Raw genomic sequence first — 17,757 nt, 5'->3', positions numbered from 1 at the left:
GTCAGACGTCCACCACCACGACGCCGTAGTTGTCCGGCGCCCCGGCCGCGAGGACCGCGGCCTCGACCGCGGCAGCCACGTCGTCGGGCGTGCCCGGCGTCAGCAGCACCTCGGCGAGGTGGCGCGGCTCGAGGACGCTGTGCACCCCGTCCGTGGTGAGGACGAACCGGTCGCCCGGCAGCGACGAGCGCACCGACAGGTCCGGCGCAGTGGGCGATCCCGGCGCCAGGGCGCGGTTGAGCAGGTTGCGGTCCGGGTCGGAGCGCGCCTCGTCGTCGGTCAGCCTGCCCTCGTCGATGAGGGACTGGACGACCGTGTGGTCGCGGGTCAGCCGCTCCAGTCCGCCGTCGCGGACGACGTACGCCCGCGAGTCCCCGACGTGGGCGACGAGGGCGCGGTCGCCCGCGAGCAGCAGCGCGGTGAGGGTCGTGCCGCCCGCGTCGGCGGACCGGCCGGCCACCGCCTCGGCGGCCCGACCGACCGCCTCGTCGAGGGCACCGAGCGGGTCGGTGTGGGCCTCGGCGTCGTCGAGTGCCGCGAGGGCGTCGAGGGCGGTGTCGGCCGCGCCGTCGTCGCCGTAGCCGTCTGCCACCGCGAAGAGCCGCTGGCCGGTGACCTGGGCGGCGACGCGGTGCTCGCGGGGGTAGACGCGGTCGAGGTCGAGGGACCGCCCGCCCCGGCCGGCGCGGTGCGCCGAGCGGACGGAGGGGGCGTGGGTCGTGATGGGTTCGATCCTGTTGTCCATGGTGGGGTCGTGTCCTCTCATCTGTGACACGAGGGTGGCGACGACCTGGCGGGCCGAGGCGGTGTCGGCCTCGACCTGGCGCCAGTAGGACAGCAGCTCGGCCGCTGCGGCCTCGCGGTCGTCCAGCTCGACGATCGTGGCGATCCGCTTCAGCGGCACGCCCGCCGACCGCAGCCGGGCGACCAGCCTGGCCCGGTCGACCTGGTCCGGCGTGTAGCGCCGGTAGCCGGTGTGTGCGTCCACGTCCGCGGGGGCCAGCAGCCCCAGGTCGTCGTACAACCGCAGCGCCTTGGCCGTCAGGCCGGTCGCCCGCGCGAACTCGCCGATCGTCAGCATCGTCGTCCTCTCGTGACCGGGACCTGGTGTCGCCGGTGGGACGACCGTCCGGCCTGTCCCAGGGTCAAGGTCAAGCGCGCCGCTGCGGGATCCGGATCGGGAGCCGGTTGCCGCCGATGGGGTTGGCGTCCGCCACCTCACCCATCGCGTCGACGATGTTGCGGAGGTTGATGATCAGCGCGCCGTAGATCGGCCACTCGGGCGACCGGTCGGTGGACCTCAGGTCCTCGCTGAACTCCTCGAGCCGTCGGCGTACGTCGAGGAGCGCGGCAGGGTCCGCGTCCGACGCCGCCTGTCCGGTGTCCCTCAGCATCGAGATCCACGGCACCGCGAAGGCCTCGCCCCAGGTCGCGCGGTGCGCCTGCTGGCCGCCGAGGGTGCGGGCCAGGCTGCGGGTCTCGGCGACGGCCTGCTCCATCCGGCGCAGCAGCCCGAGCCACTCCTTCGGGTTCTTCATCGGCCTCGCCGATCGGCGCGGGTTCATCCGCGCACTCTCCTGGGCCACACGCACGAGAGCCCAGGCCTGGTCGAGGTCCTCGTCGAGGTCGCGGGTGCGGTCGATCCACGCGGCGACGTCCTCGTCGGGTGCCGCGTCACGCAGACCGGCCGCCATGTCGAGGAGCAGCTCACCGATGCCGTCGTCGATGCGGTCGAGTGCCTGGGCGGCCGTACGTCGTCGCAGTGGTGGCCACACGATCACGTTCACCAGCAGTCCGACCCCGACGCCGATCGCCGTGTCATAGAGCCGCGAGATGAGCATCACGTCGTCGTCGAACCCGGTGGTCAGCACGACCAGGCCGGTGGTGGCGATCGTCGTCGCCTCGGCGCCCAGCCACGGGACCGAGCCCAGCACGAGGGCCACCACGAGCAGCACCGTGATCGCCGTCGTGGAGAGGCCGAGGGTCTCCCCCACCGCCGTGGCCAGCAGCACTGCGACGACCGTGGCCGCCACCTGCTGGGTGCCCTTGGAGAAGGTGCGGTAGACCGTCGCGTGGACCACCAGCAGCGCGGCCCACGGCGCCAGGAAGGGTTGCGGCACGTCGAGGACGCTCGAGGCGACCACCCAGGCGGCGACCGCGGCCAGGACCGTCTTGGCGAGCTGGAGGACGTCGTTCCACCAGATCGGGTCGCCGAGCCGCTCGTCGACGCGCTCCCTCAGCCGCATGCTCATCCGGCCGACACTAACGATCCGGACGGCCCGGCCCGGAAATCGCTCACCCCGTCAGGCGAGGGAGAGGAAGAGCTTCTCCATCTTCTTCACGTCGAGGGAGTCGACCTCGCCGTCGCCGGCGACCAGGCACTGCTGGAGGCCGTTGGCGACGATGGCGAAGCCGGCGCGGTCCAGTGCCTTGGACACGGCAGCGAGCTGGGTGACCACGTCCTCGCACTCGCGGCCCTCCTCGAGCATCTTCAGGACGCCGGCGAGCTGCCCCTGGGCGCGCTTGATGCGGTTGATGACCGGGACCATCTCCGTGGGGTCGAGCTGCATCAGTCCTCCTCGGCCAGTGCGGACAGCGCGGCCAGCGCCGCGGTCAGGCGTTGCCTGGCGTCGGCGGCCACGGAGTCGAGCGCCCCCGTATCGGCCAGGCCCATCATCGCGTCCGGGTCGAAGGCCTCGACCTGCGTGGTGGCGTCGCCCAGGGAGCGCACCACCACGTTGCACGGGAGGACCGCGGCGATGGAGGGGTCGACCTGGATCGCCTCGTAGGCCAGGGCCGGCCGGCACGCACCCAGGATCATCTGGGACGGCAGGTCGACGTCGAGCTTGGCCTTCATGGTGGCGGCGAGGTCGATCTCGGTGAGGATGCCGAAGCCCTCGCCGGACAACGCCTCCCGCGTCGCGGCGAGAGCATCGTCGTACGGCATCGCGAGCGTGCGGCTGATGGTGAAGCTCATGGGTGGGTCCCTCTCGTCGGCGGACCTGCAGGACTTCCACAGCATACCCCCGGGGGTGTTTTGCATCTGTGCTGGATACCCCCTAGGGTATTCCGCATGAGTCAGACACCCGAGATCTCCGTCGAGGACTTCGCCGCGGAGCGCGAGGCCGGCACGACCGTCGACGTCCGCGAGAAGGCCGAGTACGCCCAGGCCCACGTCCCGGGAGCAGTGCTGCTGCCGATGGGTCAGCTTGCCTCGCGACTCGGCGAGCTCGACCGCTCCGCCCGGGTCCACGTGATCTGCGCCTCGGGCAACCGGTCGAGGGCGATGACCGACCTCCTGGTCGCGGCCGGCTTCGACGCCGTGTCGGTCGCCGGTGGGACGCAGGCCTGGATCCAGTCGGGCCGCGCCGTCGGGGTGGGGCTCTGATGGGCGACCTGACCGTGATCCCCGTCGAGACCCCCACCCTGGGCGACCGCAGCTACCTGGTCCACGACGGCGAGGTGGCGTTCGTGGTCGACCCCCAGCGCGACATCGATCGCGTGCTCGACCTCCTCGACGAGCACGGCGTACGCCTCACGCACGTCCTCGAGACCCACATCCACAACGACTACGTCACCGGCGGCCTCGCGCTCGCGCAGCACACCGGTGCCCAGTACCTCGTCAACGGCGAGGACGACGTCTACTACACGCGAACCCCCGTCGCCGACGGAGACGTCGTCGAGGTGGGTGGACGGATGCGCCTCACGGCGCTGGCGACCCCCGGCCACACGTTCACCCACCTCTCCTACGTCCTCTCCGACGCGGTCTCCGACGGCGACCAGCACGTCGGCGTCTTCTCCGGCGGCTCGCTGCTCTTCGGCGCCACGGGCCGACCAGACCTCCTCGGACCCGAACACACCCACGACCTCGTGCACCACCAGCACGCGTCCGCGCACCGGCTGGCGGATCTCCTGCCCGACGAGGCCGAGGTCTTCCCCACCCACGGGTTCGGGTCGTTCTGCTCCGCCACCCAGTCCGACGCCACCTCGTCGACGATCGGGCGGGAGAGGCAGGCCAACCCGGTCCTCACCCTGGACGAGCAGACCTACGTCGACGAGCTCCTGGCAGGCCTCGGCGCCTGGCCGGCCTACTACGCCCACATGGCCCCGGCCAACGCCGCCGGCCCCTCCGCGCCGGACCTGTCCCTGCCGGTGGTCGCCGACGCCGATGAGCTGCGGCGCCGCATCGAGGCCGGCGAGTGGGTGGTGGACCTGCGCAACCGCACCGCCTTCGCCGCCGGGCACGCGCCGGGCACCCTCAACTTCGGGCTCGACGGCGGCTTCGCGACCTACCTCGGCTGGCTCGTCCCGTGGGGCACCCCCGTCACCCTCCTCGGCGAGACCGCCGACGACGTGACCGAGGCCCAGCGCGAGCTCGTCCGCATCGGGATCGACCGCCCCGCTGCCCACGCCACCGGCAAGCCCGAGCACTGGTCCGACCGCGACCTGGCGTCGTTCCCGACCGCCACGTTCGCCGACCTCGCCGACGTACGGCACCACCGCGAGGTCGTCGTCCTCGACGTCCGTCGCGCCGACGAGCACGACGCCGCCCGCATCGCCGGCGCCGTCAACGTCCCGATCCACGAGCTGCCGCAGCGCCTGGCCGACGTACCGCCGGGCGAGGTGTGGGTCCACTGCGCCGGCGGCTACCGCGCGTCGGTGGCCGCATCGTTCCTCTCGGCCGCCGGCAGGACCCTCGTCGCCGTCGACGACAGCTTCGACAACGCCGAGAAGGTCGGACTCCACCTCGTGGGACCCGAGGCGTGAGCCTGGCGATCCTGACCGCGGTCGTCGCCGGGGCGCTCATCGGGCTCAGCCTGGGTGCGCTCGGCGGCGGCGGGTCGATCCTCGCCGCCCCCGTGCTCCTCGCGCTGGGACAGACCGCGACGCAGGCCACCACCGGGTCGCTGGTCGTCGTGGGCGTCACCTCCCTCGCGGGCGCCGTGACCGCCCACCGGGCCGGGAACGTCCTTCTCGCCCGCGGCGCGGCATTCGGCGCGGTCGCGATCGTCGGCGCCGTGCTCGGCGCGCATGCGTCCGCAGCGGTTCCGGAGCCGGTGCTTCTGGCGGCGTTCGCCGGGCTCATGCTGGTCGTGGCAGGCCTCATGACCGCCCGGCAGGTCCGCAGCCACCGCGGCACCCGCCGGGGCGCCCACGCCGACCGGCCGCGGCTCGACGACCCGATCCTCACGTTCAGCCCCACTTTCATGTGCCAGTGTCCGCGCGCGCTGAAGGTGCTCGTCACCGCGACCGCGGTGGGCCTGCTCACCGGCTTCCTCGGCGTCGGCGGAGGGTTCCTCGTCGTCCCGGCCCTGAGCCTCGCGCTGGCGCTCCCCATGGCGTACGCCGCCGGCACCTCCCTCGTCGCCATCACCATCACCAGCACCGCCGCGCTGGCGGCCCGTGCGGGCACCGGTATCGCCCCCGACTGGTGGCTCGTCGCGGCCCTCACCGTGACCGCCGCCGCCGGCGCGACCGTGGGCGCACGCGTCGCGGACCGCGTCGACACCGACCGCCTCTCGGCCGCGTTCACCGGGCTGGTCCTCACCGTCGCGGCGTACACCGCCGTGCAGGCGCTGCCGGCACTGACCTGACATCCTCACACCACCCACGAAGGAGATCCACCATGTGTCGTCCCACCCGCTGCAAGACCTGCGGCAAGACCACCTGGGCCGGTTGCGGCCAGCACGTCGCGCAGGTCAGGGCCGGCGTCCCGGCGAAGGACTGGTGCAACGGCCAGCACAGCGCCGAGGAGAAGGCAGCCGCCGGCGGTGGCGGCTTCCTCGCGCGGCTCTTCGGTCGCTGAGGCGCCTGGTCCGGCTCAGTCGGACTGGGCGTCGATGAGGGCGAGGAACTCGTCGGCCATGTCGAGCTGCCGCACCAGCGCCAGTCGGCGTTCGGTCGCCTCGGCGCGGATCGCGTCCAGCCGCGTGCGTACGTCGTCGCGGTCGGCCGCGGTCGCGCCCGGGTCCGCCAGGACCTCGAGGTCGCGCATCACGTCCTTCATCTGCTCGAGGCTGAAGCCGAGGGGCTTCATGCGGCGGATCACCAGGATCTTCTCCACGTCCGCCTCGGTGTAGAGCCGGAAGCCACCCTCGGTGCGCCCCGAGGGCTGGAGGAGGCCGACCTCCTCCCAGTGCCGCAGGCTGCGCAACGACAGCTCGGTGCGCGCGGCCACCTCGCCGATGTGCATGACGGGCATTTCAAACCTACCCTTACGTGAGGTTAGAGTTCCTGCTCGTGCCCCAGTCTGCCCCGACCGTCTCCCCCGCCGCATCCGGACCCACCGTCCGCGACGCGTTCCGCTCCCCCCGGCTGCTGCGCACCGAGGTGCTGGCCGGCCTCGTGGTGGCGCTCGCACTCATCCCGGAAGCCATCTCGTTCTCGATCATCGCCGGCGTGGATCCGCGCGTCGGGCTCTTCGCCTCCTTCACGATGGCGGTCTCGATCGCCTTCCTCGGCGGCCGTCCGGCCATGATCTCGGCGGCGACCGGGGCGATCGCGCTCGTGATCGCGCCCGTCGCGCGCGAGCACGGCATGGACTTCCTCGTCGCGACGGTGCTCCTCGGCGGTGTGATCCAGGTCGTCCTCGGCCTGCTCGGGGTGGCCCGGCTGATGCGGTTCATCCCGCGATCGGTGATGGTCGGCTTCGTCAACGCGCTCGCGATCCTGATCTTCCTCGCGCAGGTCCCCCACCTCGTGGACGTGCCGTGGCTGGTCTACCCGATGGTCGCCGTCGGCATCGCCGTCATCGTCGGCCTGCCGCGGGTGTCCGACGTCGTACCGGCTCCGCTGGTCGCCATCGTCGCGCTCACCGCCTTCACGCTCCTCGCGACGATCACGGTGCCGACCGTCGGCGACGAGGGCGAGCTGCCCGACAGCCTGCCGTCGCTGGTCGTCCCCGACGTGCCGTGGACCCTCGAGACGCTGCAGACCATTGCTCCGTACGCCGTCGCGATGGCGCTGGTCGGCCTGCTCGAGTCGCTGCTCACCGCCAAGCTGGTGGACGACATCACCGACACCCACTCCGACAAGTCCCGCGAGGCGTGGGGGCAGGGCGGCGCCAACATCGTCACCGGCCTCTTCGGCGGCATGGGCGGCTGCGCGATGATCGGCCAGACGATGATCAACGTGAAGGCCTCCGGCGCGCGCACGCGGCTCTCCACCTTCCTGGCCGGCGTCTTCCTGCTCGTCCTGGTCGTCGGCTTCGGCGACGTCGTCGCGCTGATCCCGATGGCCGCGCTCGTCGCCGTGATGGTGATGGTGTCGGTCGGCACCTTCGACTGGCACTCGGTCCGCCCGGCGACGCTGCGCCGGATGCCGAAGTCGGAGACGACCGTGATGGCGTCCACTGTCGTCGTGACGGTGCTGAGCCACAACCTGGCGATCGGCGTCGGGGTCGGCGTCCTGGTCGCGATGACCCTCTTCGCCCGGCGCGTCGCGCACCTCACGGAGACCCACCGCGAGCTCGGCGAGGACGCCGAGGGCCACGTGACGGCCGTTTACCGCGTCGCCGGCGAGCTGTTCTTCGCCTCGAGCAACGACCTCTACACCCAGTTCGACTACGCCGCGGACCCCGACCGCGTGGTGATCGACCTGACGAACGCCCACGTCTGGGACGCCTCGACGGTGGCGTCGCTCGACGCCATCACCACCAAGTACGAGCGACGCGGCACCCGGGTGGACATCGTCGGGCTCGACCCGGCGAGCGCCGAGCGACACCAGCGCCTCACCGGGTCACTCCCCGCGCACTGACCCGACCGGGCGTCGGTCAGGAGCCGTGCCGGCCGCTGATCCCGGCCGGCACCGCCGTGCGGCGTGACCCCTCCGGGCTGGCGAGCAGGACCGGGCACGTGGCCTCGCGGAGCACCGCTCGGGCGACCGGACCGATGTGGGAGCCGTACGGCACGAGCGGGTCGTGGCGACCGATCACGAGCAGGTCGGCCCCCTCCGCGGCGTCGAGGATCGCCTCGATGGCGCGCCCGGGGTGGACCACGACCTCGGCCTCGATCGCCACGGACTCGTCGCCCAGCGCGTCGAGCGCCGCACGCACCTCGGCCCTGGACCGGTCGGTCCAGCGCGCCCGCTCGGCAGGCTCGACGGGCACTCCCTCGTGCACGGGCATCGCCCACGAGTGCACCACGGTCAGCGACGCGCCCCGCGCACGGGACTCGGCCACGGCCGCCGACAGCACCTGCGCCGAGCGCTCCGGCACGTCGACACCGACGACGACGGTGGGAGCGCCGTCGGACCGCTTCCAGCCACTGGGCACGGCCACGACCGGCACCCGCACGCGGGCGGCGACACCGCCGGCAATGGTGCGGTTGACGACGCGGGCCACCCGCGAGAGGTGGCGGTGCTCGAGCACGAGCATGCGGGCCGTGGCGGCGACGTCCGTCAGCACCTCGACCGGCGTGCCGTGGCGCAGCTCGTGGGTCACCGGCACGGCGCCGGCCACGAGCTCCTCGGCCGACTTCACGGCACGGTCCAGCGTCTCGCGTCCCCACAGGTCGAGGTCGGCCTGCGGGACGAGCGGGCCCCGCGGTCCGTCGGGCATCAGGTGGACGGCGTGCACGAGGTGCAGGTCGCACCCGTCGCGCACCGCCTCCTCGGCGGCGTACTCGAGGGCGGAGTCCACCTCCGTCGTCCCCACCCCGACGACGACGGGTCGTCCGTGGGACAGCTGCTCGGTCATGACGTCCTCCTCCACTGGTCCTGGTGGATCCACTGTCCGCCGCTGGTACCACCGGCGCAAAGGGTCCTTGGACCCGGTGGCGGCAGGCGAAGGACCCGGAGGAGGGACTACGTTGTCCGGATGCTTTCCGGCTCCCAGTCCTATGACGTCGTCGTGGTCGGCGGCGGTCACAACGCGCTGGTCAGCGCCGCCTACCTCGCCCGCGCCGGCCTGTCCGTCGTGGTGCTCGAGCGCCTCGACCACACCGGTGGCGCCGCGGTGTCCGTCGAGCCCTTCTCCGGCCACCCCGCCCGCCTGTCGCGCTACTCCTACCTCGTCAGCCTGATGCCCGAGCAGCTGATGGCCGACCTTGGCCTCGACGTCCGGCTCGCCTCGCGCACCACGGCGTCGTACACCCCCTGGCTGCGCGGCGAGCGCTCCGGCGGCCTGCTCGTCGAGCGCCCCGAGGGCGAGGCGACACGTGCGTCGTTCCGCGACCTCACCGGTGGCGACGAGGAGTACGCCGCCTGGCAGGCGTTCTACGCCGAGGTCGGCCGGCTCGCCGAGGTGGTGGCGCCGACCCTCATGCAGCCCCTCCCCCTCGAGCGCGACATCCGCTCGCTGGTCGACGCGGGCACGTGGGCCGACGTCGTGGAGCAGCCGCTCGGCCGGGCGATCACGTCGCGCTTCACCGACGACACCGTCCGTGGCGTCGTCGCGACGGACGCGCTGATCGGGACCTTCGCCTCGATGGACGACGTGTCACTGGTCCAGAACCGCTGCTTCCTCTACCACCTGATCGGCAACGGCACCGGCGAGTGGCGGGTGCCGATCGGCGGGATGGGCGCGGTCACAGACGCCCTCGCGAAGGCGGCCGTCGAGGCCGGCGCCGAGATCATCACGGGCGCCGGCGTCAGCGCCATCACCCCCGGCCCCGACGGCGCCGAGGTCAGCTGGCACGACGGCAGCGGCCAGCACTCGGTCACGGGCCGCCGGGTGCTCGCGGGCGTGGCCCCGTGGGTGCTGCGGATCCTGCTCGGCGAGGGCGAGGAGGCCGAGACGAAGCCGGCCGGATCGCAGCTCAAGATCAACTTCCTCCTTGATCGGCTCCCCGCGCTGCGCTCCGGGGCCGACCCGGAGGTTGCGTTCGCTGGCACGCTGCACCTCGCCGAGGACTACACCCAGCTCGAGCGGGCGTACGACGCCGCTGCCGGCGGCCGGGTGCCCGACCCGATGCCGGGCGAGGTCTACTGCCACAGCCTCACCGACCCCTCGATCCTCGGCGACCGCGCCGGCTCCGCGCACACGCTGACCTACTTCGGCCTGCACGTGCCGGCCGGGCTGTTCGACACCGATCCCGGCGCCCGCGACACCGCCGTCCGTCGCGCGCTCGCCTCGATCGACGCCGTGCTCGCCGAGCCCCTGTCGGACTGCCTCGCGAAGGACGCCGACGGCAACCCGTGCATCGAGGCGAAGATCCCGCAGGACGTCGAGAAGGACCTCGCGATGCCCGGCGGCCACATCTTCCACGGCGACCTCGAGTGGCCGTGGGCGCCCAACCGGTCACGCCTCGACACCCCCGCCCAGCAGTGGGGTGTGCAGACCGGGCACGACGCAGTCCTGCTCTGCGGGTCCGGCGCGCGCCGCGGCGGAGCCGTGTCGGGACTGGGCGGACACAACGCCGCGCAGGCCGTCCTCGCCGACCTGTGAGCGGAGCCGGAGCCCGATTTCGCCTGCCCGTCACCGGCCTGTAGAGTTCTACTCGCTTCACCGCACGCGCCATTAGCTCAATTGGCAGAGCAGCTGACTCTTAATCAGCGGGTTCGGGGTTCGAGTCCCTGATGGCGTACCACTCGAGAAGGCCAGGCCCCGACGGGACCTGGCCTTCTTCCGTCGACGCACACCGAGCGAGGGGGCCGCAGTGGACGAGGCGCAGTGGCGCAAGCTGACGTCGATCGCGCGCCGGTTCTACCTTGAGGACGCCTCGAAGACCGAGCTCGCCGACGAGTTCTCCATCAGCCGGTTCCGCGTCGCGAGGCTCCTGCAGCAGGCGCGCGAGCTCGGCGTCGTCACCATCCAGATCCACGACCTGGACGAGCCCCGGGATGACCTGTCCGCCGACCTGGCCGCCCACCTCGGCCTCGACGACTGCGTGGTCGTCACCGCCGGGGAGTCCGGCGATGACAACCGCCGCCGCCTCGCCCGCGCTGCAGCCCCCCGCATCGCCCGCGCCATCCGCGAGGGTGACGTCCTCGGCCTCACCTGGGGCCGGACCCTCGTCGCGATCGGTGAGGAACTGCCTGCGCTCCCGCCGAGCACCGTCATCCAGCTCACCGGCACCGTCGGCAACGACCTGCGTCAGTCGCCGGTGGAGGTCATCCGGCGCATCAGCGGACGCTCCTCGGTGGATGCGGTCGCCGTCTTCGCGCCTCTCTTCGCAGCCTCCGAGGAGGCCGCCGCGACCTTCCGCAGCGACCCGTCCATCGAGGCGGCCCTGCGTCGCTACTCCGAGCTGTCGCTCGCCGTCGTCGCAGTCGGCTCGTGGGACCCGCCCATCACCCAGCTGGGACCGCTGCTGCGCGAGCACGAGCGAGCAGAGCTGGAGCGCGAGGGCGCCGTCGCCGAGGTGGCGGGGATCTTCTTCCGCGAGGACGGGTCTGTCATCGAGACCTCTCTCAGTCGCAGGCGCGTCTCGGTGAGCGCGGACGAGCTGCGCCGCACGCCGCGCGTCATGGCTGTCGCCGGCTCTGCGGAGAAGGCGGCCGCCATCGCCGCGGTCAGCCGATCGGGCATCGTGCGCAGCCTCGTCACGGACGATCGCTGCGCTGCGGCGCTGCTCCGGCTGCGACCCGTCGAGCGCTAGCCAGCACGGGTCGGTGACCACGCCCGACCGTCGCAGCACCCCCTCAGCCCGACGCCCCGGGCCCATCCCCCGCACGCACCCAGGCGGCTGCGGGCCCTTGACGTGCCCGGAGGACGGTGCTGTAATCCAGATCACTCAAATGTGCAGAATTGCTCAAATGAGCGATCGGAGATGACACCATGTCGCCCCACCCGCCCACGCGGCTGCTGGTCAACGGCCTCGACGTGGAGGTCCAGGTCGACGCGCACCTGCTCGAGGCGGTGCTCGTGCCGTTCCTCACCGAGGTCGCCGCCCGCCCACGCGCCTCCCGGCGCGCCTTCGTCTTCATGGTGGGGCCTCCCGGTGTCGGCAAGTCCACCCTCGCGGCCGTCATGGCCGACGCCGCCGGCCGCGCGCCGCACCCGCTCGCCGTCCAGGCAGTCGGCATCGACGGCTTCCACCTCCCCCACGACCACCTGGCGACCCACTACGTCAGCACCCCGTCCGGCGCGGTCCCGCTCAGCGCCTTCAAGGGAGCACCGCAGACCTTCGACGTCGAGGGACTCGCACGCCACCTCGACGCCTCGGCCGAGCGCGACCTCGCGTGGCCGGCGTACGACCGCCGCGTGCACGACGTCGTTCCGGACGCCGCCCCCGTCACCGCCGACCTCCTCGTCGTGGAGGGCAACTGGTTGCTCCTCGACGAGCCGGGGTGGCGCGACCTCGTGGACCACGCTTCCGGCGTGGTGCTCCTCACCGCAGACCCCGCTCTCCTTCGCAAGCGCCTGATCGAGCGCAAGGTGCGCGGCGGTCTCGACCCCGCCGAGGCGGCCGCCTTCTTCGAGCGCAGCGACCGACCCAACATCGATCGGGTGCTGGGCTCCTCCGACTTCAGCACGGTCGATCTGGCGCTCGCCGTCCAGAACGACGGAACCATCCAGACCATCCAGCAAGGAGAGATGCGATGAGCCAACCGAACGACCACGTCCCGGCACAGTTCCGCGGACCCGACCCGGGAGGCGCGTCCGGCGCCGGGCCGCGTGCACGCATCCAGGCCTTCGGCGGCTTCCTGACCGCGATGGTCATCCCCAACGTCGGCGCGTTCATCGCCTGGGGCCTGCTGACCGCCCTCTTCATCCCGACCGGCTGGCTGCCCAACGAGGACCTGGCCAAGCCGGTCGGCCCGATGATCACCTACCTGCTGCCCCTGCTGCTCGCCTTCACCGGCGGACGCCTGGTGCACGGGCACCGCGGTGGCGTCGCCGGCGCGATCGGCACCATCGGACTGATCGTGGGCGCCGACATCCCGATGTTCCTCGGCGCCATGATCATGGGCCCGCTCAGCGCGTGGCTGATCAAGAAGGTCGACGAGGTGCTCGAGCCCCGCATCCGCTCGGGATTCGAGATGGTCGTCAACAACTTCACCCTCGGCATCCTCGGACTCGGCCTGATCGTGGGGTCCTACCGTGTCGTCGGTCCCGTCATCAGCGCCCTGAACGACCAGCTGCTCCGTGCGATCAACGCCCTTGTCGACACCGGGGCGCTGCCGCTCCTCTCGATCCTCAACGAGCCGGCCAAGGTGCTGTTCCTCAACAACGTGATCGACCAGGGCATCTACTACCCGCTGGGCCTCCAGGTCGCGGCCGACGAGGGCAAGTCGATCTTCTTCATGGTCGCCTCCAACCCCGGCCCCGGCCTCGGCCTGCTCCTCGCGTTCTGGCTCTTCGGCCCCAACCGCGTCATCCGCGACAGCGCGCCGGGAGCGGTGATCATCCACTTCTTCGGAGGCATCCACGAGATCTACTTCCCCTACGTGCTGATGAAGCCGCTGACGATCCTGGCGATGATCGCCGGCGGAGCCTCCGGCATCGCGACCTTCATGCTGTTCGGCGTCGGCCTGACCGCTGGCCCCAGCCCGGGCTCGATCTTCGCCTACCTCGCGCTCACCCCGCCCGGTGACCACGTCGGGGTCGTCGCCGGCGTGGTCGTCGCGGCCGCGGTCAGCTTCCTGATCACCTCCGTGATCCTCAAGCTCGGCGGCGGAGCCGACGACGCTGACCTCGACGAGCAGGCGGCGCGCTCCCGGGCGATGAAGGCGGAGGGCAACGCCGTCCTGGCCGGCGCCATGCCCGGCACCGACCGGGTCGCGACGGACGTACGTCGCATCGTCTTCGCCTGCGACGCCGGCATGGGCAGCAGCGCGATGGGCGCGAGCGCGTTCGGCAAGCGGCTACGAGGAGTCGGTCGCGACGACGTACGCGTGACGCACGCGGCGATCGAGGCCGTGCCGGACGACGCCGACCTGGTGGTGGTGCACCAGGACCTCGCCCACCGTGCGCGGGCCGCGCGACCCGACGTGGAGCTCGTCACCATCCAGAGCTACCTGGGCGACCCTGCCCTCGACGCGCTCAGCGACCGACTGACCGAGAGGGCGACCAGCGATGTCGAGCACTGATCGCACCCGCCTGGCCCGCGCTGCCCGCATCCACGGGAGCCACAAGGTGGGCGTCAGCGAGGTGGAGCTCCCCGATATCGGTCCGGACGAGCTCCTGCTCCGGGTCGTGAGCAGCAGCATGTGCCTGTCCACCTACAAGGCCCTCTCGTTGGGGAGCGAGCACAAGCGCGTCCCCGACACGATCGCCACCGAGCCCGTCATCACCGGCCACGAGTTCGCCGGCGTGCTGGAGGAGGTCGGAGCGGACCTCGCCGACCGCTTCACCGTCGGCGCGAGCGTGGCGATCCTGCCGACGATGGGCCTGCCCAGCGGCTTCTCGCCGGGCTACAGCTATCCCCACTTCGGCGGCGATGCGACCTACTGCATCATTCCGGCGGTCGCGGTGGAGAAGGGCTGCGTGCTGCCCTACGACGACGGCTACTACGCCAACGGCTCCCTGGCCGAGCCGATGTCGTGCATCATCGGCGCGTTCCGTTCGAGCTATCACACCGAGCCCCTGGTGTGGGAGCACCGGATGGGCATCCGGCCCGGCGGTCGCCTCGCCCTGCTGGGCAGCGGCGGCGCGATGGGCATCGGCGCCCTCGACTACGCGCTCCACGGGCCCTTCTCCCCGAGCCTGGTCGTCGCCGTGGATGTGGACGCCGAGCGGCTGGCGCGGCTGCGCACGCTCTTCCCGGCCGACGAGGCTGCCCGGAGCGGGTGCCGCCTGGAGGTGGTGGACGCGAGCGACGCCGACCTCGTCGAGACCTTGCGCTCGATCTCTCCCGACGGGTTCGACGACGTCGTCGTCTTCGCTGCACTCACCGAGCTCGTGGAGGCCGGCGATGCGGTCCTCGCGAACGACGGCTGCCTCAACTTCTTCGCCGGCCCGACGGACCGTGCCTTCGCCGCGTCGCTGAACCTCTACAACATCCACTACGAGAGCACCCACCTCGTCGGCACGTCCGGGGGGTCGCGCACCGACATGGAGGAGAGCCTGGCGCTCTCGGCCACGGGCATGATCAACCCCTCGCGCATGGTCACCCACGTAGGTGGGCTCGACGCCGTGCCCGACGCACTGTCGGACCTGCCGTCCTTCCGCGGCGGCAAGATCCTCATCTACCCCCACGTCGACCTCGACCTGACCGCGATCAGCGACTTCGAGGCGCGATCAGCCCGGGACCAGCGCTTCGCGCGCCTCGCCGAGATCTGCGCGGCACACGACCACATCTGGAGCCAGGACGCGGAGGACTACCTCCTCGCCACGTTCACCAAGGAAGGGCAGGACCAGTGACCGAGCTCAGCGAGCTGCTGGCCGAGGACGCCATCGCCCTGGACCTCACCGCCGAGACCTGGGAGGACGCCATCCGGCTGGCCGGTGGCCTGCTCGAGTCGACCGGCGTGGCGGAGGCGGCGTACACCCGGGCGATGGTGGACAGCGTCCGCGACAACGGCCCCTACATCGTGCTGGCCCCCGGGTTCGCGTTCCCGCACGCGCGGCCGTCGTCCGCGGTCCGTCGGACCGGGATGGCCTGGGTGCGGCTGGCGACGCCCGTCGAGTTCGGCAGCCGTGCCAACGACCCCGTGACCCTCGTCGTGGCTCTCGCAGCCACTGACAGCTCCACCCACCAGCAGGCGATGGTCTCCCTCGCGACCCTGCTGACGGACGACGAGCTGCGCGCGCGGCTCGATGCCGCGACCACGCCCGCCGAGGTCCACGCGGTGCTCCGGAGCGAGAACGATCACGAGGCCGACAAGTCCGATCAGGCCGAGGCGCCTCACGACCCTCCCCGCGAAGCATCGTCGTCCGGGGTCGCCCGGACCCGTGACCACATCCTCACCGTCTGTGGCAACGGCCTCGGGACGAGCCTGTTCCTCAAGAACACCCTGGAGCAGGTGCTCGACCGCTGGGGATGGGGCGGACTGATCAGCGTCGAGGCCACGGACACCGTCTCGGCACGCGGCAAGGCCAAGGACGCCGACCTCATCCTGACCTCTGGCGAGATCGCCCGCGCGCTCGGGGAGGTCGGCGTGCCGGTGGTCGTCATCGAGAACTTCACCAGCCAGAAAGAGATCGACGCCGCACTGCGTGGGTCGTACGACATCTAGCGAGCCCACCCCGGGCAGCGAGGAGATACCGCCATGGACTGGCTCCTGACCATTGCACAGTTCGTCGTCAACGAGGTGCTGAGCGTTCCCGCCTTCCTCATCGGCATCATCACCGCAGTGGGGCTCGCAGCGCTGCGACGTCCGGTCGGACAGGTCGTGGGCAGTGCGCTCAAGGCCACGCTCGGCTTCCTGCTGATCGGGGCCGGCGCCACGCTCGTCGTGGCCTCTCTCGCACCCCTCGGAGTGATGATCCAGGGCGCGACCGGTGCCCGTGGCGTCGTACCGACCAACGAGGCCATCGCGGGCATCGCGCAGGCGGAGTACGGCGCCCAGGTCTCGTGGTTGATGATCCTCGGCTTCGCCGTCAGCCTGGTGCTCGCCCGCTTCACTCCCCTGCGCTACGTGTTCCTGACCGGCCACCACATGCTCTTCATGGCGACCCTCCTCACGATCGTGCTCGCCTCCGCCGACTACGCACCTGCGATCGTCGTTGGGCTCGGCGGCCTCGTGCTCGGCATCCTGATGGTCTCGCTGCCGGCGTTCGCCCACCCCTGGACCAGGCGCATCACGGGTGACGACAGCATCGCGATCGGCCACTTCGGTACCGCCGCCTACGTCGCCGCGGGCGCCGTCGGCAGCCGCATCGGCCGCAAGAGCCGCTCCACCGAGGACCTGCGGCTGCCCGAGTCGCTCCGGTTCCTGCGCGACTCCATGGTCGCGACCGCACTGTCCATGGTGATCATGTACGTCGTGCTGGCCGTGGCCTTCCTCGCCCGGCGGGGACGCGACACCGCGTTCGACGCCTTCGACGGTGGCGCCACCGGTGTGGGCGACTACGTCATGCAGTCGGTGACCCAGGGCCTCCAGTTCGGCGTCGCGGTCGCGGTCATCCTCTTCGGCGTCCGCACGATCCTGGCCGAGCTCGTGCCGGCCTTCCAGGGCATTGCCAACAAGGCGGTCCCGGGAGCGATCCCTGCCCTCGACGCGCCCATCGTGTTCCCCTACGCGCAGAACGCCGTCCTCATCGGGTTCCTGTCCAGCTTCGCCGGCGGGCTGGTCGGGCTGGCCGTGCTGTCGGTGTGGCTCAACCCGTGGCTCGGCCTGGCGCTCATCCTGCCCGGTCTGGTGCCCCACTTCTTCACCGGCGGCGCGGCAGGCGTCTACGGGAACGCCTCCGGCGGGCGAGCTGGAGCAGTTGCCGGCGGGTTCATCAACGGCCTGCTGATCACCTTCCTGCCCACGCTGCTGCTGCAGGTGCTCGGTGACTTCGGCGACGCCAACACGACCTTCGGGGACACCGACTTCGGCTGGGTGGGCATTGCCACCGGCTACCCGGCGATGCTCGGGTCACCAGGCATCGCGCTGATCGTCCTGGTCGGGGCAGTGATCCTCGGCGGCGCGATCCTCTGGCAGAAGCGAGTGGTCGACGCAGGGTGGGACCCCGCTCCACATCGCGAGAGGCCGAGCGGCACCTCGAACGCGGAGGAGGCAGCCGCGCCTGGACGTGCGTCGCTCGCCGCGGTTGCCCGCATCGCTCCGCCGCGCGGCGCGCCGACGCCGCCACCCCCACCCACCGACTGACCGGGCTCGACGATGCAGCGTCCGGGAGACGTGGCGGAGTTTCCGTGCGGGAGGATCGCTCGGTCCACTAGCCTCGCCACACCGCCGGACATGGCTGCTGCACGGGTGCGCAGTCCT

At 71.8% G+C, this 17,757-nt stretch carries 18 protein-coding genes and 1 tRNA gene; 13 read left to right on the top strand and 6 right to left on the bottom strand.

The window, feature by feature from the left end; translation table 11 throughout:
• Nucleotide 1: 1 nt before the first annotated feature.
• The 4 genes from JI751_RS05890 to JI751_RS05875 all read right to left on the bottom strand — a co-directional run bounded on the left by JI751_RS05890 (nucleotide 2) and on the right by JI751_RS05875 (nucleotide 2,977).
• Nucleotides 2–1,081, bottom strand: coding sequence for a MerR family transcriptional regulator (locus JI751_RS05890; RefSeq protein WP_201934714.1), 1,080 nt, complete (start codon nucleotides 1,079–1,081; stop codon nucleotides 2–4).
• Nucleotides 1,082–1,151: 70 nt separating this feature from the next.
• The gene (locus JI751_RS05885; RefSeq protein ID WP_201934713.1) at nucleotides 1,152–2,252 is read right to left on the bottom strand and encodes an FUSC family protein; all 1,101 of its coding nucleotides are present in this window, start codon (nucleotides 2,250–2,252) and stop codon (nucleotides 1,152–1,154) included.
• Between the two features lie 51 nt (nucleotides 2,253–2,303).
• On the bottom strand, nucleotides 2,304–2,570 hold the full coding sequence (locus JI751_RS05880) for a metal-sensitive transcriptional regulator (RefSeq protein ID WP_201934712.1): 267 nt from the start codon (nucleotides 2,568–2,570) through the stop codon (nucleotides 2,304–2,306).
• Nucleotides 2,570–2,977, bottom strand: a complete 408-nt coding sequence (locus tag JI751_RS05875) for a DUF302 domain-containing protein (protein WP_201934709.1) — start codon at nucleotides 2,975–2,977, stop codon at nucleotides 2,570–2,572. The genes JI751_RS05880 and JI751_RS05875 overlap by 1 nt, the downstream gene beginning before the upstream one ends.
• A gap of 96 nt (nucleotides 2,978–3,073) precedes the next feature.
• On the opposite strand from JI751_RS05875, the gene JI751_RS05870 reads away from it, so the two are divergent.
• From JI751_RS05870 to JI751_RS05855, 4 genes are read left to right on the top strand one after another with little or no spacing between them, the layout of a single operon-like run.
• On the top strand, nucleotides 3,074–3,388 hold the full coding sequence (locus JI751_RS05870) for a rhodanese-like domain-containing protein (RefSeq protein ID WP_201934707.1): 315 nt from the start codon (nucleotides 3,074–3,076) through the stop codon (nucleotides 3,386–3,388).
• Nucleotides 3,388–4,767, top strand: a complete 1,380-nt coding sequence (locus tag JI751_RS05865) for an MBL fold metallo-hydrolase (protein ID WP_201934706.1) — start codon at nucleotides 3,388–3,390, stop codon at nucleotides 4,765–4,767. Before JI751_RS05870 ends, JI751_RS05865 begins: the two co-directional genes overlap by 1 nt.
• Nucleotides 4,764–5,594, top strand: a complete 831-nt coding sequence (locus tag JI751_RS05860; protein ID WP_307813883.1) for a sulfite exporter TauE/SafE family protein — start codon at nucleotides 4,764–4,766, stop codon at nucleotides 5,592–5,594. The genes JI751_RS05865 and JI751_RS05860 overlap by 4 nt, the downstream gene beginning before the upstream one ends.
• Before the next feature lie 32 nt (nucleotides 5,595–5,626).
• Entirely contained in the window at nucleotides 5,627–5,806 is a 180-nt protein-coding gene (locus JI751_RS05855; RefSeq protein ID WP_201934705.1) for a DUF8730 family Cys-rich protein, read from the top strand.
• 15 nt (nucleotides 5,807–5,821) lie between these two features.
• Here JI751_RS05855 and JI751_RS05850 read toward each other — a convergent pair whose 3' ends face one another.
• Nucleotides 5,822–6,202 (bottom strand): MerR family transcriptional regulator, encoded by a 381-nt coding sequence (locus JI751_RS05850; RefSeq protein ID WP_201934704.1) that lies wholly within the window; start codon nucleotides 6,200–6,202, stop codon nucleotides 5,822–5,824.
• Nucleotides 6,203–6,240: 38 nt separating this feature from the next.
• On the opposite strand from JI751_RS05850, the gene JI751_RS05845 reads away from it, so the two are divergent.
• On the top strand, nucleotides 6,241–7,755 hold the full coding sequence (locus JI751_RS05845) for a SulP family inorganic anion transporter (protein WP_307813880.1): 1,515 nt from the start codon (nucleotides 6,241–6,243) through the stop codon (nucleotides 7,753–7,755).
• A 16-nt stretch (nucleotides 7,756–7,771) separates the two neighbouring features.
• On the opposite strand, the gene JI751_RS05840 is transcribed toward JI751_RS05845, so the two are convergent.
• A complete protein-coding gene (locus JI751_RS05840) occupies nucleotides 7,772–8,695 on the bottom strand; it encodes a universal stress protein (RefSeq protein WP_201934703.1) in 924 nt (307 codons plus the stop codon).
• Between the two features lie 120 nt (nucleotides 8,696–8,815).
• Here JI751_RS05840 and JI751_RS05835 point away from each other — a divergent pair, with 120 nt between their 5' ends.
• The 8 genes from JI751_RS05835 (at nucleotide 8,816) to ulaA (ending at nucleotide 17,640) form a co-directional block, all read left to right on the top strand.
• Nucleotides 8,816–10,384: a phytoene desaturase family protein gene (locus JI751_RS05835; RefSeq protein ID WP_201934702.1), complete on the top strand. Its 1,569-nt coding sequence runs from the start codon at nucleotides 8,816–8,818 to the stop codon at nucleotides 10,382–10,384.
• A 66-nt stretch (nucleotides 10,385–10,450) separates the two neighbouring features.
• A tRNA-Lys gene (locus tag JI751_RS05830) sits at nucleotides 10,451–10,526 on the top strand.
• Between the two features lie 69 nt (nucleotides 10,527–10,595).
• Nucleotides 10,596–11,537: a sugar-binding transcriptional regulator gene (locus JI751_RS05825; protein ID WP_201934701.1), complete on the top strand. Its 942-nt coding sequence runs from the start codon at nucleotides 10,596–10,598 to the stop codon at nucleotides 11,535–11,537.
• A 179-nt stretch (nucleotides 11,538–11,716) separates the two neighbouring features.
• Nucleotides 11,717–12,484: a nucleoside/nucleotide kinase family protein gene (locus JI751_RS05820; RefSeq protein ID WP_201934699.1), complete on the top strand. Its 768-nt coding sequence runs from the start codon at nucleotides 11,717–11,719 to the stop codon at nucleotides 12,482–12,484.
• Entirely contained in the window at nucleotides 12,481–13,971 is a 1,491-nt protein-coding gene (locus tag JI751_RS05815) for a PTS mannitol transporter subunit IIBC (RefSeq protein WP_201934697.1), read from the top strand. Before JI751_RS05820 ends, JI751_RS05815 begins: the two co-directional genes overlap by 4 nt.
• Nucleotides 13,958–15,244, top strand: a complete 1,287-nt coding sequence (locus JI751_RS05810) for an alcohol dehydrogenase catalytic domain-containing protein (RefSeq protein ID WP_201934695.1) — start codon at nucleotides 13,958–13,960, stop codon at nucleotides 15,242–15,244. Before JI751_RS05815 ends, JI751_RS05810 begins: the two co-directional genes overlap by 14 nt.
• On the top strand, nucleotides 15,241–16,059 hold the full coding sequence (locus JI751_RS05805) for a PTS sugar transporter subunit IIAB (RefSeq protein WP_201934693.1): 819 nt from the start codon (nucleotides 15,241–15,243) through the stop codon (nucleotides 16,057–16,059). The genes JI751_RS05810 and JI751_RS05805 overlap by 4 nt, the downstream gene beginning before the upstream one ends.
• 33 nt (nucleotides 16,060–16,092) lie before the next feature.
• A complete protein-coding gene (gene ulaA, locus JI751_RS05800) occupies nucleotides 16,093–17,640 on the top strand; it encodes a PTS ascorbate transporter subunit IIC (RefSeq protein WP_201934691.1) in 1,548 nt (515 codons plus the stop codon).
• Nucleotides 17,641–17,757 lie beyond the last annotated feature (117 nt).

It is taken from the genome of Nocardioides baculatus, from assembly GCF_016735675.1.
Classification (GTDB): domain Bacteria; phylum Actinomycetota; class Actinomycetes; order Propionibacteriales; family Nocardioidaceae; genus Nocardioides; species Nocardioides baculatus.
Note: the sequence above shows the minus strand (reverse complement) of the source record. Positions and strands in the feature narration are given on the sequence as shown.